We start from the raw sequence: 23,258 nt of genomic DNA, 5'->3' as shown, positions 1-23,258 counted from the left end.
GTCCCTTGTTGAGTTTCTTCTACGCCCTCCCGGCTGAACCGGATCGAAGCGAACAAGGCAGATTTCGTTCAGCTTTGTACGAGTTTGTATGAATCGTTTGCATGCTTCTGTCGGTCCATCGGAAACCTGACCTCGCTTCGCCGCATAAAGGGAAACAAAATCCGTGGTTTGGACTTCGGGGAGGGCCAGACATGGATTTTGACAGGGATATTACCATGAGAATTACCCGCCTCCTTTCCTCGGCGATCGGCTTGACGGTCGCCGTCGTGGCTCTTCCGGCCATGGCCCAGGATGACGCGGCCCCCATCGCCGTCGATACCCCGGCGCGCGATAGCCATTTCGATGGCCCTTACGTCCAGGCGTTCGGCGGTCTGTCCACGCGCGGAAGCGATGGCGGCGACAGCCTGCGCTTCGATACCGATGGCGACGGCCGCCACGACAACACCGTCAATACGGCGGCAGGCGCCAATGCCTTCAGCCCCGGCTTCTGCAACGGCCGCGCGCTGGGCGCTACGCCGGGTGACGGTTGCCGCAGCGACAAGGACGGCGCGGAATACGGCGTCCGCTTCGGCTACGACAAGCGCATGGGCAATTTCGTGCTCGGCGGCCTCGTCGAAGGCGTGAAGAGCGAGGCGAAGGACGCCACTTCGGGCTTCAGCACGACGCCTGCCAGCTACGTCATCCAGCGCAAGCTCGACTACGGCGTCTCGGCCCGTGCGCGCGCCGGTTATACGCCCGGCGGCGGTGCGCTGTTCTATGTGACCGGCGGCGGCGGCGTGGCGAAGATCGACCACGACTTCCTCACCACCAACACGGCCAACTCGTTCGACCCGCAGCGGGGCAACAAGATGGTCTGGGGCTGGCAGGCCGGCGGCGGCGGCGAAATCATGGTCGCGCGCAACGTCAGCCTCGGCCTCGAATATCTCTACAACCGCTACAGCGATAACAAGTACAACGTCGAGGTCGGTCCGGGCACGGCGCCCGCGACCAATCCGTTCCTGATCGATTCGGGCTCGACCAACATCAAGGGATCGAACAAGAACTTCTCCTATCACTCGCTGCGCGCGACGATCGGCTACCAGTTCTAAGGGGCAGTCTGAAAATCCGCTGAAGGCGGATTTTGGCGGCACCGGCCCTCTCCCCCACCCGACCTCCCATCTAGGATACACTCGTGAGAGGTCGGGTGGGGGAGAGGGCCGGTGCCGCCCCCCAACCAAAATTGGGAGAGGGCCAAAACGGCCACAAGAAAACGGGCGGCAATCGCGAGATTGCCGCCCGTCATCTTTTTCATTCGGCGAAAGCCGAAGCTGCCGAAGGATCAGTCCTTCTTGCGGCTCTGCTTCTTGCGCTCGTTCGGGTCGAGGAAGGCCTTGCGCAGACGGATCGACTGCGGGGTTACTTCGACCATTTCGTCGTCGTCGATATAGGCGATCGCCTGCTCCAGCGTCATCACGCGGGGCGGAGTGAGGCGGATGGCGTCGTCCTTGCCGGTCGAACGGAAGTTCGTCAGCTGCTTCGACTTCATCGGGTTCACTTCGAGATCGTCGGGCTTGGCGTTTTCGCCGATGATCATGCCCTCGTAGATCTTTTCCTGCGGCTTCACGAACAGGATGCCGCGATCTTCGAGGCTGTTCAGTGCGTAGCCGACGGCTTCACCGGTGCCGTTCGAGATCAGCACGCCGTTCTGGCGGCCTTCGATCGGGCCCTTGTGCGCGTCATACTTCTCGAACAGGCGGTTCATGATGCCGGTGCCGCGGGTGTCCGACAGGAACTCGCCGTGGTAGCCAATCAGGCCGCGCGAAGGGGCCGAGAAGGTGATGCGGGTCTTGCCGGCGCCCGAAGGACGCATGTCGGTAAGCTCGGCCTTGCGGCGCTGCATCTTCTCGACGACCGTGCCCGAGAATTCGTCGTCCACGTCGATCACGACGGTTTCGTACGGCTCGGTGCGGCCACCGTTCTCGTCGGTGCCGAACAGCACGCGCGGACGGCTGATGCCCAGCTCGAAGCCTTCGCGGCGCATCGTTTCGATCACGACGCCCAGCTGAAGTTCGCCGCGACCGGCCACTTCGAAGCTGTCGCGGTCGGCCGATTCGGTGACGCGGATGGCGACGTTGGTTTCCGCTTCGCGCATCAGGCGGTCGCGGATCATGCGGCTGGTCACCTTGTCGCCTTCACGGCCCGCGAGCGGCGAGTCGTTGACGGCAAAGCGCATGGCCAGGGTCGGCGGATCGATCGGCTGGGCCTTGATCGGCACGGTGACCTGCGGGTCGGCGATGGTGTTCGACACGGTCGCCTTTTCGAGGCCGGCCAGGGCGATGATGTCACCGGCGCGGGCTTCTTCCACGGGAACGCGATCGAGGCCGCGGAACGACAGCACCTTAGTGGCGCGGCCGATTTCGATGACCTTGCCGTCGGCGTCGATGGCGCGGATCGGGTCGTTGACCTTGAGCTTGCCGGTCTGGACGCGGCCGGTGAGGACGCGGCCCATGAAGTTGTCACGGTCGAGCAGGGTGGCGAGGAACGAGAACGGCGCGTCCTGGTCGAGGTCGGGCGCGGGAACGTGCTCGACGATCTTTTCGAACAGCGGGGTCAGGTTGCCTTCGCGCGCGTCCGGATCGTAGCTGGCGTAGCCGTTGCGGCCCGAAGCGTAGAGGGTCGGGAAGTCGAGCTGTTCGTCGTTGGCGTCGAGGCTGACGAAGAGGTCGAACACTTCGTCCAGCACTTCGGCGTGACGGCCGTCGGGACGGTCGATCTTGTTGACGACGACGATCGGCTTCAGGCCGAGGCCCAGCGCCTTGCCGGTGACGAACTTGGTCTGCGGCATCGCGCCTTCCGACGAGTCCACCAGCAGGACGACGCCGTCGACCATCGAGAGGATGCGTTCCACTTCGGCGCCGAAGTCGGCGTGGCCGGGGGTGTCGACGATGTTGATGCGGTAGCCGTTCCACTCGATCGAAGTCGGCTTCGCAAGGATGGTGATCCCGCGTTCCTTTTCGAGGTCGTTGGAGTCCATGGCGCGTTCTTCGATGCGCTGGTTCTCACGGAACGTGCCGGACTGGCGGAAAAGCTGGTCGACGAGGGTGGTCTTGCCGTGGTCGACGTGCGCAATAATTGCGATATTGCGCAAGGGAAGCGGGGCGGACATGCGTTGCCTATCGGTTCGAGGAGTTGGCCAGCAGCGCATGCTGCGCCGCAAAATTGGCGCGCCCTTAACCGATCCCGGCAAATTCGGCAAGCACGCAAGGCGCTGCGTGCAATTGTGGCGCTTCTGTCACATCCGGGCGGAAGCATGGCCATGATACGGATGAACCCCCGAAAGAGCCATTGTTTCCGCCGCATTATTCCATTAGGATCGCCTCATTATCAGGCACGACGGTGATGCGAAAAATGCACCGCGGCCGGAGAGAGGATGCGCAAGGTTTCCCCCACCCCGGGCGAGGCTTCGCCATCAAGACACAGATCCAGCCGCGCCTTCATGGCACGGCGGCGCGTTACCGGCGCACAGCCGGAGCGTGACAAGCGGAGCCGGCGGCAGGGGAGGAGACGCAGGAACCGCAAACTCAGCCAGGGACGCGCGGGTACGCCTGTGCGTCCCTTTTCCTTTGCTATCGTCTTTCTGGATATGAGAGACTGTTTGAAAAGCCGCCGCGGGCGGATTTTTGCGGCACCGGCCCACACCCCCACCCACCACCCAACGGTAGTATCCTGCGGGTGGTGGGTGGGGGTGTGGGCCGGTGCCGCTCAAAATGCCCTCTTCGGGCATTTTTCAAACAAACCCTGCGGATATTTCATGGTTAATATCTTAACCATTTCACAAGCTTGCTCCGCGCGTTTCGGTCCTTATAATTCAATGGATTGAATACGAGGGGAAAGACATGCTCGACTATATGGTCATGCCGTTCAAGCGCTATGCCGACTTCAAGGGGCGCTCGCTGCGAATCGAATATTGGGGTTTCGCCCTGCTCAACTTCATCGTCTATGCCGTGATCCTCGGCATTTCGATGGTTCTGGGCTTCTCGTTCGGCGCGTTCCAGCAGGTGGAACAGGGCGGCGATCCTTCGGTGCTGTTCGGCGCGGGTTTCTTCACGCTGGTCGGCCTCGCCGGTATCTACAGCCTTGCGGTGTTCATCCCCAGCATCGCCGTCGCGGTGCGCCGCTTCCATGACCGCGACATGAGCGGCTGGTGGTATCTGGGCTTCATCGTGCTCGGCCTGATCCCGTTCGTCGGCTGGATCGCCACGATCGCGTCGTTCGTGATCACCTGCCTGCCCGGCACGCCCGGCCCCAACCGCTTCGGCATGGATCCGCGCGATCCCACCGGCGCCGAAGTCTTCGCCTGAGTTTTTAAAGTTCCCGCAGCGCCCTGGCGGGTTTCGCGCGCAGCAGCGGCAGCGAACCGGCCAGGGCGAAGCCCAGGATCAGCACGATACCGGCGGCGAGCACCGCCAGGATGCGCGGCCAGTCGGGCAGCCAGTCGAACTCGAACAGCCTGACGATCACCGCCCAGGCCATCGCGCTGCCCGCGCCGAGCGCCACGACGGCCAGCACCGCCGCGATCAGCCCATATTCCGCGACTTGCAGCAGCAGCAGCTGGCCCCGGCTGGCGCCCAGCACGCGCAGGATCACATTGTCGTAAGTGCGGCTGGCGCGCGCCGCCGCGATCGCGCCGAACAGCACGGCAAGCCCCGCGAGCACCGTGACCGAGGCGGCGGCGAGGATGGCCAGCGTCATCTGGTCCAGCAAGTCGCGCGCATCGCGCAGCAGGCTGCCGGTCTCGATCACCGAACTTGACGGGAAGGCGCGCGCGAGGCGGGGCAGCAGCCCTGCGGTCGATTTTCCACGTGGAACCTCGATCGTCGCGGCCAGGTTGTGCGGGGCATCTGCCAGCGCATTGGGCGAGAACACCAGCACGAAGTTGAAGCCCAGGGTGTCCCAGTCGATCCGGCGCAGCGCCGCGATCCGGGCGGTGCGCTCGACCCCGAGGAGGCCCACCGTGATGCTGTCCCCCACTTTCAGGCCCACGGTCTGGGCGAACTTTTCATCCACCGAGACGAGGGGCTCGCCGCGATAGTCCTGCGGCCACCATTTGCCCGACGTCACGGTGCTGCCTTCGGGTACCCGCGCCGCATAAGTAAGCCCGCGCTCGCCCTTGAGGGCCCAGGCGTCCTCGGGAATTTCCTTCAGATCCGATACGCGGGTCATGCGGTCTTTCGGGCCATAGGCGAGGATGCGGCCGCGCATGTTAGGCACCATGCGCACGGCCGAGCCGGGAACCTGACGCTCCACGATCCCGGCAAATCTGTCGCCCTCGGCCTTGGGCACGTCGAGCACGAAGAAGTCGGGCGCGCGGTCGGGCACGGTCTTGCGGATATTGGCGTCGAGACTGGTCTGGACGCCCGCGATCAGCACGAAGGCGGAAAGACCGAAGCCCAGCGCCGTCACCAGCGCGCCGGTCTGGGCGCCGGGGCGGTGAAGATTGGCAAGGCCCGCGCGCAGCATCGGGTCGCGCGGGCGGGGGAGCGCGGCGGCAAGGCGGCGGATGCCGAGCCCGACCAGGGCCAGGATCGCGAGCATCAACGCGGCGCCGCCGAGGAAGCCGAGCGTCACCAGCGGCTGCGCGGCGTTGATGAGGGCAATGGCGGCGATCGCGGCAAGGCCCAGTCCGACCGGCAACAGCCATGCCCGCCTCCCGCCGCCGAGCGGAGAGACTTGTGCGCGCATCAGCGCCATGGCCGGGAAGCTGCGCGCCCGCGCGAGCGGCGGGGCGGCGAAGACCAGCGCCACCAGCAACCCGTAGCCCGCCGCCGTCAATAGGGCGAGCGGCGAGACGGTGAAGCCGGTATCGACCGGCAGCAGCGCGCCGAGCGCGCGTGCCAGCAGCGGCGTCACCAGAACGCCCGCCAGCAGTCCGGCAAGACTGCCTGCCAAGGCCGCCGCGCCGACCTGCAGCAGATAGATGCGCGAAATGTCGCGGCTGGTCGCGCCCAGCACCTTGAGCGTGGCGATCGAGGTGCGCCGCGCTTCGAGGTAGGAGGATACGCCGCCGCCAATGCCGATCCCGGCGATCACCAGCGCCGCAAGGCCGACGAGCGCAAGGAACTGGCTCATGCGGCTGACGAAGCGCTGGGTGGAGGGCGAGGCGGAATTGCGGGTGCGCGTGTCGAAGGCATCGTCGCCGAAGCGCTTGTCGAGGGCTTCGACCACGGCCTCGGGATCGCGGCCGGGATCGGCGAACTTCACCCGCGTGGCGCTGCGATACATGGCGCCCGGCTGGGTGAGCCCTGCGCGTTCGGGCAGGTCCAGCGCGGAAATCGCAGAGTCGCCCAGTGCGAAGCCTTCCGACAGCTTCTCCGGGTCGGCGGCGATCAGGCCGCCGACGCGCTGTTCCACGCCGCCCAGCGACACGGTGTCGCCCGGCCTCACCCCGAGCCTGGCAGCCGTGCCCTCGGAAAGCCAGACGACCCCTGCGGGCGGCGCGCCCAGATTGCGGCCGTCCTTGAGTTCGAGCTTCCCGTAAAGCGGCCAGTTTGCATCGACGGCCTTGAGCGCGACCGGGGCGGTAAGGTCTCCCTTGCGGGCGATGGCTTGCAGGCGCAGTCCCGCGGAGACCTTGCCATAACGGGAGAGCGCCGCGCGTTCCTCATCCGAAAGACTGCGCTGCCAGGTGCGCAGCTCGATATCGCCGCCCAGCATTTCCCGGCCGCGCAAGGTCAGTTCGCGTTCGATCGAGCCGGTCAGGGTGCCGATCGCGGCCAGCGCGCCGACGCCGAGGAACAGGCAGACCAGCAGCAGCCGCAGGCCCTTGAAGCGCGCCGAGAGATCGCGGCGCGCCAGCTTCCAGGCCATGGCCCAGGGCAGCGCGGAAGCGGGACCGCGCTCAGGCAAGCCGGTCGCTCGCGATCCGGCCGTCGGCCAGAGTCACGACCCGCTCGCAGTGGTGGGCGAGGCTTTCGTCGTGGGTGATGATGAGCAGGGTCGCGCCCGCTTCCGCGCGGCGGGCGAACAGCAGGTCGACGATCGTGGCGCCGGTGGCGGCGTCGAGATTTCCGGTCGGCTCGTCGGCGAAGACCAGCGAAGGGCGCGGCGCCAGCGCGCGGGCGATCGCCACGCGCTGCTGTTCGCCGCCGGAAAGCTGGGCGGGATAGTGCGAAAGCCGGTGGCCGAGGCCGACGGCGGCGAGTTCCGCCTCGGCCCGTTCGCGGGCATGGTCAAGCCCTGCGAGTTCCAGCGGGGTGGCCACGTTTTCCAGCGCCGTCATCGTCGGCAGCAAGTGGAAGGCCTGGAGCACGACGCCGATCCGCCCCCTGCGCGCCTGGGCCAGCGCATCCTCGTCCATGGCCAAAAAATCCTGCCCGGCCACGCTCAGCGCCCCGGAACTTGCCCGCTCCAGCCCGGACAGGACCGACATCAGCGAGGACTTGCCGGACCCCGAAGGCCCCAGCAGCGCCAAGGTCTGCCCCTGCGGCACGACAAGGTCGATGCCCTTCAGGATTTCGACCGCGCTTGTGCCGCTGCCGAGGGTGAGGCGCAGGTCCTGCGCAAGAATTGACGGGGCGGGGGGCTGGGAAGGATCGCTCACTTGCCCCATATGGGTAGGCAAAGCCTCGTAGTTCAAGGAGAAAGCCTTGCGCGCTCACGCGAAAATCCTGCTGGTGGCCTCTCTGCTCTTGCCGGTGCTGCTGAGCGCCTGTGACAATTCTAGGGACAGTGCGGCGGCTCCCGCGCAGGAGCAGACGCAGAGCGCGGTCGATGCGCCGCCCGCGATTCCGGTCATGGGGCCGGAGCGACCGATCCTGGCCTTCGGCGATTCGCTGCTGGCGGGCTACGGCCTGGACGACGGAGAGAGCTATCCCGACCGTCTCGAACAGGCGCTGCGCGCGCGCGGGGTGAATGCCAAGATCGCCAATGCCGGGGTCTCGGGCGATACCACGGCGGCGGGCCTGGAGCGGCTCGACTTCACGCTCGGCAGCCAGTCTCCCAAGCCCGAACTCGCCATCGTCAGCCTGGGCGGCAACGACATGCTGCGATCGCTGCCGCCTGCCGAGACGCGCCGCAACCTCGAAACTATCCTCAAGCGGCTGAAGGGCGACAATATCCGCGTGGTGCTGCTGGGCATGATGGCGGCGCCCAATCTCGGCAAGGACTATGCGGAGAAATTCAACCCGATCTACCCGCAGCTTGCGCAGGAATATGGCGCGACGCTGGTGCCGTTCTTCCTCCAGCCGGTGATCGACAAGCCGGACCTGATGCAGAAGGACCACGTCCATCCGACGGCACTGGGCATCGACGCGATCGTGACGGCGACGGTGGACGATGTGGCGGCGGCGCTGCCCCGCAAGTCGACCTAAGGCGGATCGATATTCAGTTCAGGTGGAGCCGAGAAGCGTGATTTTCGAGCATCGGAGCGCAGCGGACTTTCGGTCCGTGAGCACCGAAGCGCAGGAAATCGCGCTTCGCAGGCCCGCATGGGCTGAATGTCGATCCGCCCTAGTCCAGTCGGCGCACCGAGCCCGAACTGACTTCCCATACTGCCGCCTCGTTGGCGATAGCCTCGAACGGGGCGAGTTCGGTGCCGGTCAGCCAGACTTGCGCCGAACCCGCGCGAAGGCGGTCGAACAGGGCTTCGCGGCGCAGCGGGTCGAGATGGGCGGCCACTTCGTCCAGCAACAGAAGGCGCGGGCGTTGTTCCAGGCTGGTTTCGAGCAGCTGCGAATGGGCCAGGGTTATGGCGATCAGCATCGCCTTCTGTTCGCCGGTGGAGCATTCGGCGGCAGGCTGGTCCTTGCCCGCCATGGTGACGAGCACTTCGTCGCGGTGCGGCCCGGTGAGCGTGCGCTGTGCCGCGCGCTCGCGCGGGCGGCCGCTCCGCAGGGCGCGGGCGAGGGCCTCGGCCTCGATCGGTCCGCCCGGCTGATAGGCGAGCGATGGGCGCGCGAAAGGCGAGTCGGGCAGGGCGCCTAGCGCCTGCTCCAGCCGCTCCACCAGTTCCGCGCGGGCTGCCGCGACCATGGCCCCGGCTTCGGCAAGCTGCATCTCGATCGCATCTAGCCAGCGCGGATCGGGCGGAAGGTCGTCCGAGAGCAGGCGATTGCGCTCGCGCAGGGCATTTTCGAGCCGGGTGGCATTACCGGCATGGTCCGGCCGCACCGCCAGCACCAGCCGGTCGAGAAAGCGCCGCCGCGCACCCGCGCCTTCGACGAAAAGCCGGTCCATCGCCGGGGTCAGCCAGCCGATCGACAGCCATTCGGCCAGCCGCACCGCCGGTGCCTCGGCGCCGTTGATCTGGACGAGGCGCCTGCCGGGGCGCTCCGGCAGGACGCCGGTGCCCAGTTGCACCGGTTCCTCGCCCTGAGGCGTGCCCGGCGGCGTAAGCGCTGCGCTTACCGCGAAACCGCCGTCGAATTGCTGTCCCGGCATGTCGGCCAGCCCTGCGCGCCGCAGCCCCCGGCCCGGCGAAAGCAGCGAGATCGCCTCCAGCACATTGGTCTTGCCCGCGCCGTTCTCGCCCACCAGCAGGTTGAACTGGGCCGTGCCTTCCACCGCGGTCTCACGGTGGTTGCGGAAACGGGACAGGAGAATGCGGTCGAGCATGGCCTGCGGGGCCTACCGGGGCGGGCCGGCCCTGCCAAGCGCGGCGGGCGGTTTATTCCGGGATTGTCGCTGTCTTGCGCGCCTTGGCGAAAGGCGAGAAGTCGATATTGCGATCGAACACGTCCACGCCTTCGCGCGACTTCAGCCAGCCGACGACGAGGTAGGTCACCGGGGTCAGCACCACTTCCCAGCCGGTCTTGATCAGCCACTGGGTCACCGCCAGCAAGGCAATGGAATGCGGCGTGAACCCGGCTACGCCCAGGAAGGCGAGCGGGTAGAACAGCGCGCTGTCCACGCCCTGGCCGAACACCGTGGAGCCGATCGTGCGGGTCCACAGGTGCTTGCCCTGGGTCATGACCTTCATGCGCGCCAGCACGAAGGAGTTCACGAACTCGCCTGCCCAGAATGCGCAGACCGAGGCGAAGACGATGCGCGGGGTCTGGCCGAAGATCGCGTAATAGGCCGCCTGGTTGGGCGCCGTCACTTCCCGGCCCGCAACCGTGTACGTGGCCGAGGCGAGCGCCCATTCGGGATTGGCGGGTATTTCCACCACGACCACGCTCATCAGCACCATGAACAGCAGCGCGAAGAAGCCCGCCCAGATGCAGCGGCGGGCATTGGCATAGCCGTATACTTCGGTCAGCACGTCGCCGATGATGTAGGAAACCGGGAAGAACAGCACGCCCGCGCCGAAGGTGACCGGCCCCAGCAGCGGAAAGTCCACTTGCGCCTGCTTGGCCGCGCCGATCAGGTTGGAGAGCAGCAGGATCACCACGAAGGCGACCATCACGAAATCGAAATAGCGGAAATGCCGGCGGGCGCCGGTCATGCCGTCGATGCGGGAAAGATGGGCGCGGGAAAGGTGGCCGGCGGGAAGGTCTGCTTCGCTCATTCGCTGTGCGTAACCTCCTGCTGCGATGCCGCAAAGCACAAGTTGAACCGTTCATGCGGTTTGCGTGAACGGCGAACCGCGCTATGGGGAGCGCGACGCGCGCCCGTAGCTCAGCTGGATAGAGCACGAGCCTTCTAAGCTTGGGGTCACAGGTTCGAACCCTGTCGGGCGCGCCAATTCCCGAGTAACGGGACGCAGGATTTCAAGTTTTTGTGCGCGTGGCGCGGCATGGCGGGGTTTTGCTCGGCGGCAGGCGCGCTTAGAGAGGTCTCATGAAAAGCCTGCTCTCGCGCCTGAACATCGACCCCTATCTGCTCATGCTGGTTTCGACCGTCGGCCTTGCCTCGGTGCTGCCCGCGCGCGGCATCTGGGCGGGAATCGCGGGGGGCGTGGCCGATGCCGGGATTGCGCTGCTGTTTTTCCTTCACGGCGCCAAGCTCTCGCGCGAGGCGATCCTCGACGGGGCGCGGGCGTGGAAGCTGCATTTGACGGTCGCCTGCCTGACTTTCGTGATCTTCCCGCTGCTGGGCCTGGGGATCAGGGCGATTCCGGGGCTTGAGCCGTCGCTGGCCACCGGCGTCCTGTTCCTGACGCTCCTGCCCTCGACCGTACAGTCGTCCATCGCCTTCACCGCGATTGCCGGAGGCAACGTCGCGGCGGCGGTGTGCAGTGCCTCGTTTTCGAACCTGGCGGGCATATTCATCACCCCCGTGCTGACGGCGCTGCTCATCACCGGCAAGGCGCAGGGCTTTTCCACCGACCCGATCATCTCGATCTCGCTGCAACTGCTGTTGCCCTTCGTTTCGGGGCACCTGCTGCGCCCGTGGATCGGCGGCTTCGTACAGCGCCACAAGAAGCTGCTCGGCTATACCGACCGGGGGTCGATCCTGCTGGTGGTCTACACCGCTTTCGGGGCCGCCGTGCTGGAAGGGCTGTGGCAGAAGGTGACCGTGCAGGAACTGGCGCTGATCGCCGCCCTCTCGCTGGCGCTGCTGGCGGCGATCATGGTGATCGGCAACGTGCTGGGGCGCCTGCTGGGCTTCAGCCATGAGGACCGCGTGGTGATCCTGTTCTGCGGTTCCAAGAAGAGCCTTGCCACGGGCGTGCCGCTGGCGGGCGTGCTTTTCCCCGCCGCGCAAGTGGGTGCGATCATCCTGCCGCTGATGTTCTTCCACCAGATCCAGCTGATGGTCTGCGCGGTCCTGGCCAAGCGGTTGGCCGCCAAGGCCGAAGCGGTCGAAGGCTCGGGCGTTCAGGCGCCTGCTTAAGGGTTGATCAACCGGTTCGTGCGATAATCGGCAGCATGAATCGCCCCTTCCTCCAGCGCAGATCCAGACGGCAGCCGGTCTCCCTCGCGGCACAATGCCGCACTGCCAATGGCTTGCGCGACCAGGGCGAGATTTCCGACATCACCGCCGAAGGTTGCTGCCTGCGCGTGACGGGGCTGTTCTTTCGAGTCGGCATGCGTCTGGTGATCCGGCCGCAGGGGCTGGAGGGGCTGACCGGCATCGTCCGCTGGGTAAGCGGAAACTGCGCCGGGGTGGAGTTCGACTGTCCGCTCTACACGCCGGTCGTGGACCATCTCGTCCGCCTTCACGCGACTTTCACGCCGGAGTGGCGCGCGGTCGGCTGATCGCTTCCGGCCTGCTACGCCAGGGCGTTATTTCCCCGCGCCGCGTCCAATCTCCTCGCCAGCACGGCGCCGAGCCCTATCCTCCCGGCAAAGTCATGCCCGGCAAAAGCCGGCACTTAGCCATCTGGTCGCCATCTGGGAGAGAGAGCCATGGCCCATGCAGCCGGCAATGCGCCGGATATTCCGAACCACCCTCTGGCCGTCCGCATGGGCGTGATCGCGGGGGTCGCGCACAATCTGGTTATCGGTACGATAATGGGATCCTTCGGGATCATGCTGGCATCGGTAGAGCAGCGGCTCGGCGTCAGCGGCGAAGCGGCCGCGGCCGGGATTCCGCTGGTCCTTGTCGGATCGTCGATACTGGCGCCTTTCGTGGGCGTGCTGATCGCGAAAGTCTCGCTGCGGCTGCTCTTGCTGGCGGGCGCGTTGCTGGCCGCGGCGGGTTACGTCCTGCTGGCACTCACCCATAGCTATGCGCTCTATCTTGTTGCCTATGGCCTGTTCTTCGGCCCTGCGCTCAGCCTTGCAGGCTCGGTGGGGCCGGCGACACTGGTGACGCGCTGGTTCCACCGCAATCGCGGGCTGGCGCTGGGCGTGGTCCATCTGCCGGTCGTCATCGCGGTCATGCCCTGGCTCCTGCACAAGGCGCTGGACGGCATGGCACCCACCACGCTCTACATGGCGATCGGGCTGGTCACTGCAGCGATCCTCGTCCCGCTCAGCCTTCTGGCGGTCGATCATCCGCCGGGGCAGGAAACGGTAGCCCCGGTCTCGCGCGACAGGCGCACTTCGGACGGGTCGCTCAGCGTCGCCCAACTGCTTGCGAGGCCCCGGTTCTGGGCGCTCTGCCTGGCAGCGGTCGCCAGCATGGCGAGTTCGGTCATGCTGGGTTCGCTGCTGGTGCCGATGGGCGAATCCTGGGGCTTTACGAGGGCCGAATCGGCGCAATTGCAGTCGGTCATGTCGCTTGCCGGCATATTTGGATCGGTTATGTTCGGCTGGATCGCCGACCGGCTCGGTGGAGGCCGCTCGCTGGCGCTGATCGGTTTCAACTGCGCACTGCTCTGGGCGATCCTGTTGTTCCATCCGCCTTTCGCGGTGACCGCCGTGGTCGTCGGTCTGATCGGCCTGCATGGAGGCGGCGCGATCCCGACTTTGGGGCGGGGGTTGTCGGACAGCTTCGGGCAAGCGAGCTACAGCCGCGGTTTCGGGCTCAATACGCTGATCGGCCTGCCCTTCATCGCCTCTTCCGTGATCGGATCGGCCAAGGCATTCTCGCTGACGGGCAGCTACGATCCGGCGATCAAGGCGATGACGGTGTTCTTCGTGCTGGCCGTGGTGCTGGGGCTCTACGGTGCGACCGGACCGAAAATCGAAGGACCGCTCGCAGCGCCCGAGCCGGAACCCGAACCTGCCTGATTTCCTGTATGAGATTGTTTGAAAATCCGCCGCAGGCGGATTTTGGCGGTGCCGCACAAAAATGCCCCTTTAGGGCATTTTCAAACAGGCTCTTAAGCCGATCGCGGGTCAACCGCGATCGGCGTGGGCCTTGAGCTGGCCGCGCACCGGATAGCCGTGGCCGTCCGGGATCATCAGCCACGCCTCGCCATCGACCATCTCGATGCCGGGATGAATGCGTTCGACGGGGTGGCGGGCGATATCGGCGATCGCGTCCTCGTGGCTGCCATAACGGGCCAGCCGTTCCAGATTGCGGCGGGTGGGGAAGATCACGGCGATCTCCCCGCGCGCGGCCATGGCGAGCGCCTCTGCGGCGCTGGTCCAGAACAGCCGCGTGTTCTCCGTGGCGTCGACGGTCACGTCGACGGCGCCGGTGCCGAGATCGGTAACGAAGAAACGGGTGTCGAAGCCCTTGTCCCACGGCGGGCACCAGTGGGCGTAGAGAACCAGGCGTTTGGGGACGATTTCCCAGCCGAACCGCTCCAGCACCGGGGCGAGCGCGCCGCATTCCAGCAGCATGAGGCGCCCCTGCGCCGCTTCCTCGGCCGTGACCGGACGGCGGATGGCGACCATGAGGCCGGTCTCTTCCAGGGTTTCGCGAATGGCGGCGATCCGCGCGGCCGCCAGCTCGATCGGCTGATCCGGCATCAGCGCAGCGCCAAGCTCGCGGTCGGCGGGATCGACGCGGCCACCGGGAAAGACCGCTGCGCCGCCGGCGAAACGCATCGCTCGCGCGCGCTGGACCATCAGCAATTCGGGGGGACCGCCATGGGCGGCATTGCGGAAGATCACCAGGGTTGCCGCCGGTATCACTTTCGGGCCGTCCGCCGGCATCGGCTCGTTGCTGGGGGCATAGAGGATCATGTTCGCGAGTTTGCGTCCTGGACCGCGAGAGGCAAGCGGTTTTGCGTCATTGCATCGTCATGCCGCCGACGCGGGATTGCCGGAATACTTTACAGTTCCGTCTGCCGCGGGGACCGGGGCTTGCTCGAAAATGCCGAAATCGTGCGGGAAAGGGCAAAGTGGCACGGCTCGTGCTTATAGGATAACGTACCCTCGAGTAAATCTCGACCGAGACGGGGCCGATTGTCTCCCGGCCCCGTCTCCCCGAGAATCTCCCCTTCCCCGAAGCTACGAAAAAGCGCCCGAGGTTGCCCCCGGGCGCTTCGCGAATTCGTTCGGGCTGAAACCAGCCCCCAGATAAACCTTGGGATCAACCCTGGGTGGCGAGACCGGTATCGATGAACAGCTGATGCAGTTCGCCTGCCTCGTACATTTCCATCATGATGTCGCTGCCGCCGACGAATTCGCCCTTCACGTAGAGCTGCGGGATCGTCGGCCAATCCGAATAGGCCTTGATGCCCTGGCGGATATCCATGTCCTGGAGCACGTCCACGCTTTCGTAAGGCGCGCCAAGCTGCTCGAGGATGGCGATCGCGCGGCTGGAGAAGCCGCACTGCGGGAACAGCGGCGTGCCCTTCATGAACAGGACGATGTCGTTGTTCTTTACAATCTCGTCGATACGGGCGTTGACGTCGGACATTTCAGTTAAACCTTCAGACTGTGCCGACATCAATTGGGGACGGCGGTGGTGAGTTGCAAGGCGTGGAGCACGCCGCCCATGCGGCCGCCCAGCGCTTCGTAGACCATCTTGTGCTGGGCGACGCGGGGCTTGCCCGCGAAGGCGGCGCTGGTGACGCGCGCGGCATAGTGGTCGCCGTCTCCGGCAAGATCGGTGATCTCCACTTCCGCGTCGGGCAGGGCAGCGCGGATCATGGCTTCGATTTCACTGGCTGGCATCGCCATGGTGACGGTTCTTTCCTAAATTCAGCCGAGGAAAGCGCGGCGCGCCTCGACCTGCTTTTCTTCGAGAGCGACGCGGATTTCGGGTTCCGAGGCATCGACGCCCGCCGCGATCAGGTCGCCCAGCAGCTTGCGGATCACGTCCTCGTCGCCGGCTTCCTCGAAGTCCGCCTGGACCACGGCCTTGGCGTAGGCCTCCGTTTCCGCCGAGGAAAGGCCCATGCGCGCGGCAGCCCATTCGCCCAGCAGCCGGTTGCGGCGCGCCTGGATGCGAAACTGGGTGTCGGCATCATGCACGAACTTCGCCTCTTCGGCGCGCTCGCGATCCTGGAAACTCGTCATCGGATACCCTCGGATTGGAACTTCACCCTGCCGATAGGGGGCGAAGCGGGCGGGGGCAATGATGATTTATACATCGTCGTCCCGGACCTGATCCGGGACCGCTGGCAGTTCTTGAGGCGGTAGCTTGCTTGAGAGCGCCCTGCCGCGAGGTAGGCTGTTCACGGCAAGCGGTCCCGGATCAAGTCCGGGACGACGGGTTATCAGGACGACTTTTCAAGTCGTCGCGGGCGTCTTCGCCAGGAACGGCAGGGCGTCGCGGGCCTTCGCTTCATGGGCCGCGATCGCATCGCCCTGGGCCATGGTGAGGCCCACTTCGTCCAGACCGCCCAGCAGGCAGTGCTTGCGGAACGGGTCGATTTCGAAGCTGTAGCGGTCCTGGAAACGCGTGGTGACGGTCTGCGTTTCAAGGTCGATGTCGATGGGGTCGGTCTGCGCGACTTCCATCAGCCGGTCGATCGCTTCCTGCGGCAGGGCCACGGTAAGGATACCGTTCTTGAAGGCATTGCCCGAGAAGATGTCCGAGAAGCTCGGGGCGATCACGCTGGTGATCCCCATGTCGAGCAGGGCCCAGGCGGCATGTTCACGGCTCGAACCGCAACCGAAGTTGTCGCCCGCGATCAGGATCGGCGCGCCCGAGAACTCGGGGTTCTCGAACACATTGCCCTCTTCCTTCTTCACCGCTTCGAAAGCGCCCTTGCCGAGGCCTTCGCGGGTGATGGTCTTGAGCCAGTGCGCCGGGATGATGACGTCGGTGTCGACGTTCTTGCGGCCGAACGGGATGGCCCGTCCGGCAACGTGGGAGATCGGCTTCATCAATCGGTCTCGGGTGCCTGTTCGGGGTGCAGCGGCTTTTCGCTGGCGCGGGCCTTGCGGCGCTTCACGAAAAGCAGCGCTGCGGCGATGGCGGCGGAACCGATGGCGGCACCGGCAGCGAGAGCGGCCTTGCCGGCCAGGTTGTTTTCCGAATCGTTCGACATGTCGTGCTTATCCTACCAGTTCGCGCACATCGGTGAGCCTGCCGGTAACCGCGGCGGCGGCGGCCATGGCGGGGCTCATCAGGTGGGTACGGCTGCCGGGTCCCTGGCGGCCGGTGAAATTGCGGTTGCTGGTCGAGGCGCAGCGCTCCCCGGCCGGAACCTTGTCGGGGTTCATGGCGAGACAGGCCGAGCAGCCCGGTTCGCGCCATTCGAGGCCCGCCTCGACGATGATCTTGTCCAGCCCCTCGGCCTCGGCCTGCGCCTTGACCAGGCCCGAGCCGGGGACGACGATCGCCCATTTGACGTTGTCGGCCTTGTGGCGGCCCTTGAGCACGGCGGCGGCGGCGCGGATGTCCTCGATGCGGCTGTTGGTGCAGGAGCCGATGAAGACGTTCTGCACTTCCACGTCGGTGAGGCGGGTGCCGGGCGTCAGGCCCATGTAGTCGAGGCTGACCTTTACCGCGTCGCGCTTGGAAGCGTCGGCGAAGTCTTCCGGCGCGGGGACCACGCCGCCGATCGCGGAGGTATCCTCGGGGCTGGTGCCCCAGGTGACGGTCGGTTGGATATCCTCGGCGCGGATCGAGACGGTCTTGTCGAACGTCGCGCCGGCATCGGTGGCGAGGCTGTTCCACCAGGCCACGGCCTTGTCCCAGTCTTCGCCCTTGGGCGCATAGGGACGGCCTTCGACATAGGCGATCGTGGTTTCGTCCGGCGCGATTAGGCCGGCGCGGGCGCCGCCTTCGATGGCCATGTTGCAGACGGTGAGGCGGCCTTCGACGGACATTTCCTCGAAGACGTTGCCGCGGAACTCGATCACATAGCCGGTGCCGCCGGCGGTGCCGATCACGCCGATGATGTGCAGGACCACGTCCTTGGGCGTGACCCCGGCGCCAAGCTGGCCGTCGACGCGGACCTCGAAGCTCTTCGACTGCTTGAGCAGCAGGGTCTGGGTGGCGAGCACGTGCTCGACCTCGCTGGTGCCGATGCCGAAGGCCAGCGCGCCGATGCCGCCGTGGCAGGCGGTGTGGCTGTCGCCGCAGACGATCGTGGCACCGGGCAGGGAGAAGCCCTGCTCGGGACCGACGACGTGGACGATGCCCTGTTCGGCATCGGTGGCGTCGATGTAGCGCACGCCGAATTCGGGCGCGTTGCGCTTCAGCGCGGCCAGCTGCTGCGCGCTTTCGGGATCGGTGATCGGCAGGACGCGCCCTTCCGCGTCCTTGCGCGCCGTGGTCGGCAGATTGTGATCGGGAACCGCGAGGGTAAGATCGGGGCGGCGCACCGGACGACCGGCCACGCGTAGGCTTTCGAAGGCCTGCGGGCTCGTCACTTCGTGAACGAGGTGACGGTCGATATAGATGAGGCTGGTTCCGTCGTCGCGCGTGTCGACGACGTGGGCGTCCCAGATCTTCTGGTAGAGGGTGCGCGGTTTCGTGGTCATGGTGAAAGCGCGATTAGGCGCGCCGGACCCGCAATTCAAGGGGAACCGGCGCGCCTTTTCGCGCAACATTATTCGCTAAGCGGTCAACTGGAGCTTCTTAGCGGCGATAGCCGTTGCGATCGTTGCGCTCCAGGTGGAGGGCGCCGCGAATGCGGTTGACCTTTCCTTCCAGGGTCTGTGCCTCGTAGGCGGTCAGGCCGCCGCGGGCATAGGCGGTGTGGAGGCGCTGGACCTGGGCGGCGTCGTTGCGCAGGCCCTTGGCTTCGCGCTGGCTGATCGTGCGGCGTGCGGCGGCGCGATCGATCTGGCTGCGCAGGCCGGCGATGTCCGAGCGGATCCGGGCTTCGCGATTCGGAGTGATGCGGGCGGCTTCGCGGTGCGGTGCGGCAGCCTCGGCGATACCCGGGGCGATGGCCGAGAGACCCAGCGTGGCGACCAGGGCGGGGGCGATGAAACGGGCGATCTTGCGCATGGGACTTTCCTTCTTTTTTTGGGTCTTGTTCCGTGCATTCAGAATTAGGCTGGCGAATATGAACGGGAGAAGACTCACAGGTCACAGTCCTGTCGGCATTTGTAACTAAGTGTCGCCGGGCAGAGGCTGTAGAGGGCTCTTGCGACCCGACGGGAGAGGGCGCCTGAAAGAAAAAGAGGAATGCAGGTACAGCCGTGTACCACCCCGCGTCGTCGCGGTTGCATCTGCATTCCCGTTCTTTTTCGAGACACCCTGACATCGATGGCGCAAAGAGCTAGAAGGCGATCATGTCCTTCCTCTCCGCCGCCCTGATCGTGCTGGCTTCCGCCGCCGCCATGGAATTCGTGGCCTGGGCCAGCCACAAGTACATCATGCATGGCTTCGGCTGGGCTTGGCACCGCGACCACCACGAGCCGCACGACAATCTCCTCGAGAAGAACGACCTCTACGCGCTGGTCGGCGCGGTGATCAGCATCGCGATGTTCGCGGTGGGCTCCCCCCTGGTCATGGGCGCCGATGCCTGGGCGCCGGGGACCTGGATCGGGCTGGGCGTGCTGCTCTACGGCGTGATCTATACGCTGATCCACGACGGTCTGGTCCACCAGCGCTATTTCCGCTGGGTGCCCAAGCGCGGCTATGCCAAGCGGCTGGTGCAGGCGCACAAGCTCCACCACGCCACGATCGGCAAGGAAGGCGGGGTGAGCTTCGGCTTCGTGGTCGCGCGCGATCCGGCGGTGCTCAAGCAGGAACTGCGGCGCCAGCGCGAGCAGGGCATCACTGTGCTGCGCGAGGCGGTGGAGGAGCGCTGAAAAACCACGTCGTCCTGGACTTGATCCGGGACCGCTGGCAATTCTTTAGGCGCAAGCTTGCGGTAAGGCGCCCTGCCGAGAGTGGGGTGACGCGAGGCCAGCGGCCCCGGATCAAGTCCGGGACGACGTTCTACTCTGCCCGTGCTACTCTGCCCGCGTCCAGATCCACGGCCCGATCACCGCCAGCACGCCCACCGGGATCAGCACCCAGGGCCAGCCTGCCGTGAACCAGGTGAACGGAATCGAACCCGTCATCGCCAGGATCGCGGAGATCTTGCCCTTGCGGCTGATCGCGCGCCGGTCGCGCCATTCGCGCAAGTTGTGGCCGTAATGCGGGTGGTTGTAGAGCCGCTCCGCCCATTCCGGGTGGCTCTTGCCGAAGCACCAGGCCGCCAGCAGATAGAACACTACCGTCGGCATAACCGGCAGGAAGATGCCGATCGTGCCCAGCGCGACGAAGAACAGCCCCGCCGCCATCCATGCGTGGCGGCTGAGGTGCCTCATGCGGTTCCTGCGGCTCCGGTGCTTCCCGCGCCTTGCGCATAACGCGCTGCCGTCTCGCGGATCAGCGCGATCATGTTCGGTACGCCCTGGGTGCGGTTGGACGAGAGCTGGTTCTTGAGGTCGAACGGCTCCAGCGCAGCAGCGATGTCGGTCTGGGCCACTTCGGCGGCGGGCCGGTCCTGCACGGCCGAGATCACCAGCGAGACGATGCCCTTGGTGATCGCCGCATTGCTGTCCGCCAGGAAGTGCAGCGTGCCGTCGTCCTGCGCCATCGGATAGACCCAGACGCTGGCCGAGCAGCCGCGCACTTTGGTGGCGTCCGTCTTCAGCGCGTCGGGCATGGGATCGAGTTCGGCGCCGAGGCCGATCAGCAGGCGATAGCGTTCATCGCCTTCGGAAAACTCGTATTCTTCGCGGATGTCGTCGAGGCTGCGCATGCCCATGCCATTTAAGCGCGGCGCGGGCGAGGGCAAGGGGAAGTTGCCTCTCGCTCTCGTTCCTGTCAGGGATTTGCCCATGAGTGCACACCCTTTCTATTCCCATTCCTTCTTCTCGGCGCACGAACACGGCTTCGTGCGCGTCGCCACCTCCACGCCCAAGGTCCGCACTGCCGATGTCGCCTTCAATCGCGACGCCGTGCTGGCAGAGGCGCAGCGCGCGCATGAGGCGCATGTGGACCTCTTGGTCTTCCCCGAACTGTGCCTCTCCTCCTACGCCATCGACGATCTGCACTTGCAGGCGGCGATGATCGAGGCGGTGGAAGCCGCCGTGGCGGAAATCGTCCACGTCAGCGCCGATCTCTCGCCCGTTCTGCTGGTTGGCGCGGCGCTGCCGCACAAGGGGCGACTCTACAACTGCGCGCTCGCCATTGCGCATGGACGGTTGCTGGGCGTGGTGCCCAAGTCCTACCTGCCCAACTACCGCGAGTTCTACGAAAAGCGCTGGTTCGCCAGCGGCAAGATGCTGAAGGGCCAGACCATCCGCGTGAACGGGCAGGACGTGCCCTTCGGCGTCGATCTGGTCTTCGCCTCCGAAGTGCTGCCGAACTTCCGCTTCTTCATAGAAATCTGCGAGGATATCTGGGCCGCCACCCCGCCCAGCTCGCACGGCGCGCTCGCCGGGGCTACGATCCTGTGCAACCTCTCCGCCTCCAACATCGTCATCGGCAAGTCGGACGAACGGCACTTGCTCTGCCGCTCGCAGTCGGCCCGCGCCACGGCGGCCTACATCTACTCCGCCGCGGGCCACGGCGAGAGCACGACCGACCTTGCGTGGGACGGGCAGGGCATCGTCTACGAACTGGGCGACCTGCTGGCGGAGAGCGAGCGCTTCTCGCTGGAGGCGGAACTCTGCATCGCCGACGTCGATGTGGACCGCATCGTCAACGACCGGATGCGCGTGCCGACTTTCAACGACGCGGCCGAAGTGGCGGGCAATCCCGACGAAACCTTCCGCACCGTGCGCTTCCGCCATGCCCCGGCGGGGGGCGACATCGGCCTGATCCGCCCGGTCTCGCGCTTTCCCTTCGTGCCCTCGCGCGCCGACAAGCTGGATGCCGACTGCTACGAGGCGTTCAACATCCAGGTTGACGGCCTGATGCGCCGCATCGAGGCGACCGGCGCCAAGTCGATGGTGATCGGCATCTCGGGCGGGCTCGATTCGACCCACGCGCTGATCGTCGCCGCCCGCGCCTGCGATCGGCTGGGTCTGCCGCGCACGTTCATTCGCGGGTACACGATGCCCGGTTTCGCCACCAGCGACGGCACCAAGTCCAACGCCTGGAAGCTGATGAACGCCGTTGGCATCACTGCCGAAGAGATCGACATCCGCCCCACGGCGACGACGATGCTCCAGAACATCGGCCACGCCTTCTCGAATGGAGAGCCCGTCTATGACGTGACCTTCGAGAACGTGCAGGCCGGCCTGCGCACCGATTACCTGTTCCGCCTTGCCAACCAGCACGACGGTTTCGTGATCGGCACCGGCGACTTGTCCGAACTCGCGCTCGGCTGGTGTACTTACGGCGTCGGCGACCAGATGAGCCACTATACGGTCAACGCCGGTGTGCCCAAGACGCTGATCCAGTACCTGATCCGCTGGTGCGCGACGACCGACCAGTTCGGCGCCGAGACCGAAGACGTGCTGCTCGCCATCCTCGGCACCGAGATCTCGCCCGAACTGGTGCCCGCCGGTGCCGACGGCGCGATCCAGAGCACCGAGGCGAAGATCGGGCCTTACGAGCTTAACGACTTCTTCCTGCACCATATCATGCGCTTTGGTCAGAAGCCTTCGAAGGTAGCGTTCCTCGCGCTTCATGCCTGGCGCGATGCGGCGAAGGGCACCTGGCCCGCCGGTTTCCCCGAGGATCGCAAGAACGAATACGACCTCGCCGTGATCCGATCCTGGCTGGAGAAGTTCCTGCGGCGCTTCTTCGCCTTCAGCCAGTTCAAGCGCTCGGCCGTGCCGAACGGGCCGAAGGTCTCCTCCGGCGGCGCCCTCAGCCCCCGCGGAGACTGGCGCGCGCCTTCGGATGCCAGCGCAGCGGTGTGGCTGGCGGAACTGGATGCGAAGGTGCCGAAGGGCTGACTTTCCGCCGTCAGCCGCAGCGCAGCGTGCCAGTGCCTTTCTGGTTGATCACGCACTGCGGGCTGCCCTTCACGTCGATCACGCCGCTCCCCCGCGTATTGATCCTTGCGGTGCCGGAAGCCTTCGCATGAATCGAGGCGGACCCGGTCATGTCGATCCTGAGGTCCTGGGCCTGCAGCGCACGGGTGTCGATTTCACCCGAACCGCGAACGGATAGCTTGATGGACTTTGCCCGGCCGTTCGCCGTGGCAGCGCCCGACCCGGTCTGGCGGATTTCCACCAGGTCGGCATCCACGCCGTTCAGGTAGAGTGCCCCGGAACCGCTCATGCTTCCCAGAAATTCCGGGCCGGTCACCTGCGCTATTTCGACGGAGCCCGAGCCGGATATCGTCACGGCCCGCAGCGTCGATGCCGAAACCGTCACGGTCGCGCCCTTGTCTCGCCAATTGCCCGGCTTGCGATCGATGTAGAGAACGCGATCCTTCACTTCGATACGAAGCGTATCCAGCGCCCGCGGGTCACCTGTCGCGATGACTACGCTGGCGTCGCCGGGAACGACCTTCACGCGGTCCGAACCGCGCGTCTGGATGGCGTCGAAAGCGCTCACCGGAAACTGACGATCGGCTTCCTGGGCATGGAGCGGGGCAATCGAGAATGCTGCCCAGAATGCAGCCCAGAATACAGCCATGGCGGGAAGGGGCAGAAGGCGTTTCAACACGTCTTTCCTCCTTGAAGGGTAATGGTTCTGTC

24 protein-coding genes and 1 tRNA gene are annotated in these 23,258 nt (G+C 65.8%); 9 read left to right on the top strand and 16 right to left on the bottom strand.

The window, feature by feature from the left end:
- Nucleotides 1–215: 215 nt before the first annotated feature.
- The gene (locus tag NTCA1_RS08990; RefSeq protein ID WP_159830096.1) at nt 216–1,088 is read left to right on the top strand and encodes an outer membrane protein; all 873 of its coding nucleotides are present in this window, start codon (nt 216–218) and stop codon (nt 1,086–1,088) included.
- A 230-nt stretch (nt 1,089–1,318) separates the two neighbouring features.
- Here NTCA1_RS08990 and typA read toward each other — a convergent pair whose 3' ends face one another.
- Nucleotides 1,319–3,145, bottom strand: a complete 1,827-nt coding sequence (gene typA, locus NTCA1_RS08985; RefSeq protein ID WP_159830094.1) for a translational GTPase TypA — start codon at nt 3,143–3,145, stop codon at nt 1,319–1,321.
- 730 nt (nt 3,146–3,875) lie between these two features.
- On the opposite strand from typA, the gene NTCA1_RS08980 reads away from it, so the two are divergent.
- Nucleotides 3,876–4,340 carry a DUF805 domain-containing protein gene (locus NTCA1_RS08980; RefSeq protein ID WP_159830092.1) on the top strand — a complete coding sequence of 155 codons (465 nt, stop codon included), beginning with the start codon at nt 3,876–3,878 and terminating at the stop codon, nt 4,338–4,340.
- 4 nt (nt 4,341–4,344) lie between these two features.
- Here the strand turns inward: NTCA1_RS08980 and NTCA1_RS08975 are convergent, their stop codons facing one another.
- Both NTCA1_RS08975 and NTCA1_RS08970 read right to left on the bottom strand, forming a co-directional pair.
- Nucleotides 4,345–6,846, bottom strand: coding sequence for an ABC transporter permease (locus NTCA1_RS08975; RefSeq protein ID WP_159830172.1), 2,502 nt, complete (start codon nt 6,844–6,846; stop codon nt 4,345–4,347).
- 31 nt (nt 6,847–6,877) lie between these two features.
- Nucleotides 6,878–7,588, bottom strand: coding sequence for an ABC transporter ATP-binding protein (locus tag NTCA1_RS08970; protein WP_159830170.1), 711 nt, complete (start codon nt 7,586–7,588; stop codon nt 6,878–6,880).
- A gap of 37 nt (nt 7,589–7,625) precedes the next feature.
- On the opposite strand from NTCA1_RS08970, the gene NTCA1_RS08965 reads away from it, so the two are divergent.
- The gene (locus NTCA1_RS08965; RefSeq protein WP_236549191.1) at nt 7,626–8,348 is read left to right on the top strand and encodes an arylesterase; all 723 of its coding nucleotides are present in this window, start codon (nt 7,626–7,628) and stop codon (nt 8,346–8,348) included.
- Nucleotides 8,349–8,487: 139 nt separating this feature from the next.
- Here the strand turns inward: NTCA1_RS08965 and recF are convergent, their stop codons facing one another.
- Nucleotides 8,488–9,591 carry a DNA replication/repair protein RecF gene (gene recF, locus NTCA1_RS08960; RefSeq protein WP_133084314.1) on the bottom strand — a complete coding sequence of 368 codons (1,104 nt, stop codon included), beginning with the start codon at nt 9,589–9,591 and terminating at the stop codon, nt 8,488–8,490.
- Between the two features lie 52 nt (nt 9,592–9,643).
- Nucleotides 9,644–10,483, bottom strand: a complete 840-nt coding sequence (locus NTCA1_RS08955; protein ID WP_159830090.1) for a queuosine precursor transporter — start codon at nt 10,481–10,483, stop codon at nt 9,644–9,646.
- A 99-nt stretch (nt 10,484–10,582) separates the two neighbouring features.
- On the opposite strand from NTCA1_RS08955, the gene NTCA1_RS08950 reads away from it, so the two are divergent.
- The 4 genes from NTCA1_RS08950 to NTCA1_RS08935 all read left to right on the top strand — a co-directional run bounded on the left by NTCA1_RS08950 (nt 10,583) and on the right by NTCA1_RS08935 (nt 13,535).
- A tRNA-Arg gene (locus NTCA1_RS08950) sits at nt 10,583–10,659 on the top strand.
- A 96-nt stretch (nt 10,660–10,755) separates the two neighbouring features.
- Nucleotides 10,756–11,751, top strand: a complete 996-nt coding sequence (locus tag NTCA1_RS08945; RefSeq protein WP_086490240.1) for a bile acid:sodium symporter family protein — start codon at nt 10,756–10,758, stop codon at nt 11,749–11,751.
- A 35-nt stretch (nt 11,752–11,786) separates the two neighbouring features.
- Entirely contained in the window at nt 11,787–12,116 is a 330-nt protein-coding gene (locus NTCA1_RS08940) for a PilZ domain-containing protein (RefSeq protein WP_086490239.1), read from the top strand.
- A 150-nt stretch (nt 12,117–12,266) separates the two neighbouring features.
- Nucleotides 12,267–13,535 carry an MFS transporter gene (locus NTCA1_RS08935; protein ID WP_159830088.1) on the top strand — a complete coding sequence of 423 codons (1,269 nt, stop codon included), beginning with the start codon at nt 12,267–12,269 and terminating at the stop codon, nt 13,533–13,535.
- 108 nt (nt 13,536–13,643) lie between these two features.
- Here the strand turns inward: NTCA1_RS08935 and NTCA1_RS08930 are convergent, their stop codons facing one another.
- From NTCA1_RS08930 to NTCA1_RS08900, 8 genes are all read right to left on the bottom strand, one after another.
- Nucleotides 13,644–14,438, bottom strand: a complete 795-nt coding sequence (locus NTCA1_RS08930) for an NUDIX domain-containing protein (RefSeq protein ID WP_159830086.1) — start codon at nt 14,436–14,438, stop codon at nt 13,644–13,646.
- Between the two features lie 349 nt (nt 14,439–14,787).
- Nucleotides 14,788–15,117 carry a Grx4 family monothiol glutaredoxin gene (grxD, locus tag NTCA1_RS08925; protein WP_086490236.1) on the bottom strand — a complete coding sequence of 110 codons (330 nt, stop codon included), beginning with the start codon at nt 15,115–15,117 and terminating at the stop codon, nt 14,788–14,790.
- Between the two features lie 29 nt (nt 15,118–15,146).
- Nucleotides 15,147–15,380 carry a BolA/IbaG family iron-sulfur metabolism protein gene (locus NTCA1_RS08920; RefSeq protein WP_086490235.1) on the bottom strand — a complete coding sequence of 78 codons (234 nt, stop codon included), beginning with the start codon at nt 15,378–15,380 and terminating at the stop codon, nt 15,147–15,149.
- A 21-nt stretch (nt 15,381–15,401) separates the two neighbouring features.
- Nucleotides 15,402–15,719 (bottom strand): DUF1476 domain-containing protein, encoded by a 318-nt coding sequence (locus tag NTCA1_RS08915; RefSeq protein WP_159830084.1) that lies wholly within the window; start codon nt 15,717–15,719, stop codon nt 15,402–15,404.
- Nucleotides 15,720–15,932: 213 nt separating this feature from the next.
- The gene (gene leuD, locus NTCA1_RS08910; RefSeq protein ID WP_159830082.1) at nt 15,933–16,532 is read right to left on the bottom strand and encodes a 3-isopropylmalate dehydratase small subunit; all 600 of its coding nucleotides are present in this window, start codon (nt 16,530–16,532) and stop codon (nt 15,933–15,935) included.
- Nucleotides 16,532–16,696: a hypothetical protein gene (locus NTCA1_RS28475; protein ID WP_167381806.1), complete on the bottom strand. Its 165-nt coding sequence runs from the start codon at nt 16,694–16,696 to the stop codon at nt 16,532–16,534. Before NTCA1_RS28475 ends, leuD begins: the two co-directional genes overlap by 1 nt.
- A 7-nt stretch (nt 16,697–16,703) precedes the next feature.
- Complete coding sequence (leuC, locus tag NTCA1_RS08905) at nt 16,704–18,137, bottom strand: 3-isopropylmalate dehydratase large subunit (RefSeq protein ID WP_159830080.1); 1,434 nt, start codon at nt 18,135–18,137, stop codon at nt 16,704–16,706.
- Nucleotides 18,138–18,234: 97 nt separating this feature from the next.
- Nucleotides 18,235–18,609 carry a hypothetical protein gene (locus tag NTCA1_RS08900; RefSeq protein WP_086490231.1) on the bottom strand — a complete coding sequence of 125 codons (375 nt, stop codon included), beginning with the start codon at nt 18,607–18,609 and terminating at the stop codon, nt 18,235–18,237.
- A gap of 287 nt (nt 18,610–18,896) precedes the next feature.
- Between NTCA1_RS08900 and NTCA1_RS08895 the strand changes: the two genes are divergently transcribed.
- Complete coding sequence (locus tag NTCA1_RS08895; RefSeq protein ID WP_159830078.1) at nt 18,897–19,418, top strand: sterol desaturase family protein; 522 nt, start codon at nt 18,897–18,899, stop codon at nt 19,416–19,418.
- Between the two features lie 144 nt (nt 19,419–19,562).
- Here the strand turns inward: NTCA1_RS08895 and NTCA1_RS08890 are convergent, their stop codons facing one another.
- Together NTCA1_RS08890 and NTCA1_RS08885 are read right to left on the bottom strand one after the other, a co-directional pair.
- Nucleotides 19,563–19,922 carry a YbaN family protein gene (locus tag NTCA1_RS08890; protein WP_086490229.1) on the bottom strand — a complete coding sequence of 120 codons (360 nt, stop codon included), beginning with the start codon at nt 19,920–19,922 and terminating at the stop codon, nt 19,563–19,565.
- Nucleotides 19,919–20,359 (bottom strand): SufE family protein, encoded by a 441-nt coding sequence (locus tag NTCA1_RS08885; protein WP_159830076.1) that lies wholly within the window; start codon nt 20,357–20,359, stop codon nt 19,919–19,921. Before NTCA1_RS08885 ends, NTCA1_RS08890 begins: the two co-directional genes overlap by 4 nt.
- 79 nt (nt 20,360–20,438) lie before the next feature.
- On the opposite strand from NTCA1_RS08885, the gene NTCA1_RS08880 reads away from it, so the two are divergent.
- Nucleotides 20,439–22,508, top strand: a complete 2,070-nt coding sequence (locus NTCA1_RS08880) for an NAD(+) synthase (protein ID WP_159830073.1) — start codon at nt 20,439–20,441, stop codon at nt 22,506–22,508.
- A 10-nt stretch (nt 22,509–22,518) separates the two neighbouring features.
- Here NTCA1_RS08880 and NTCA1_RS08875 read toward each other — a convergent pair whose 3' ends face one another.
- Entirely contained in the window at nt 22,519–23,226 is a 708-nt protein-coding gene (locus NTCA1_RS08875) for a head GIN domain-containing protein (protein ID WP_159830071.1), read from the bottom strand.
- Nucleotides 23,227–23,258: the final 32 nt, after the last annotated feature.

It is taken from the genome of Novosphingobium sp. TCA1 (genome assembly GCF_009811895.1).
GTDB classification, from domain to species: domain Bacteria; phylum Pseudomonadota; class Alphaproteobacteria; order Sphingomonadales; family Sphingomonadaceae; genus Novosphingobium; species Novosphingobium panipatense_A.
Note: the sequence above shows the minus strand (reverse complement) of the source record. Positions and strands in the feature narration are given on the sequence as shown.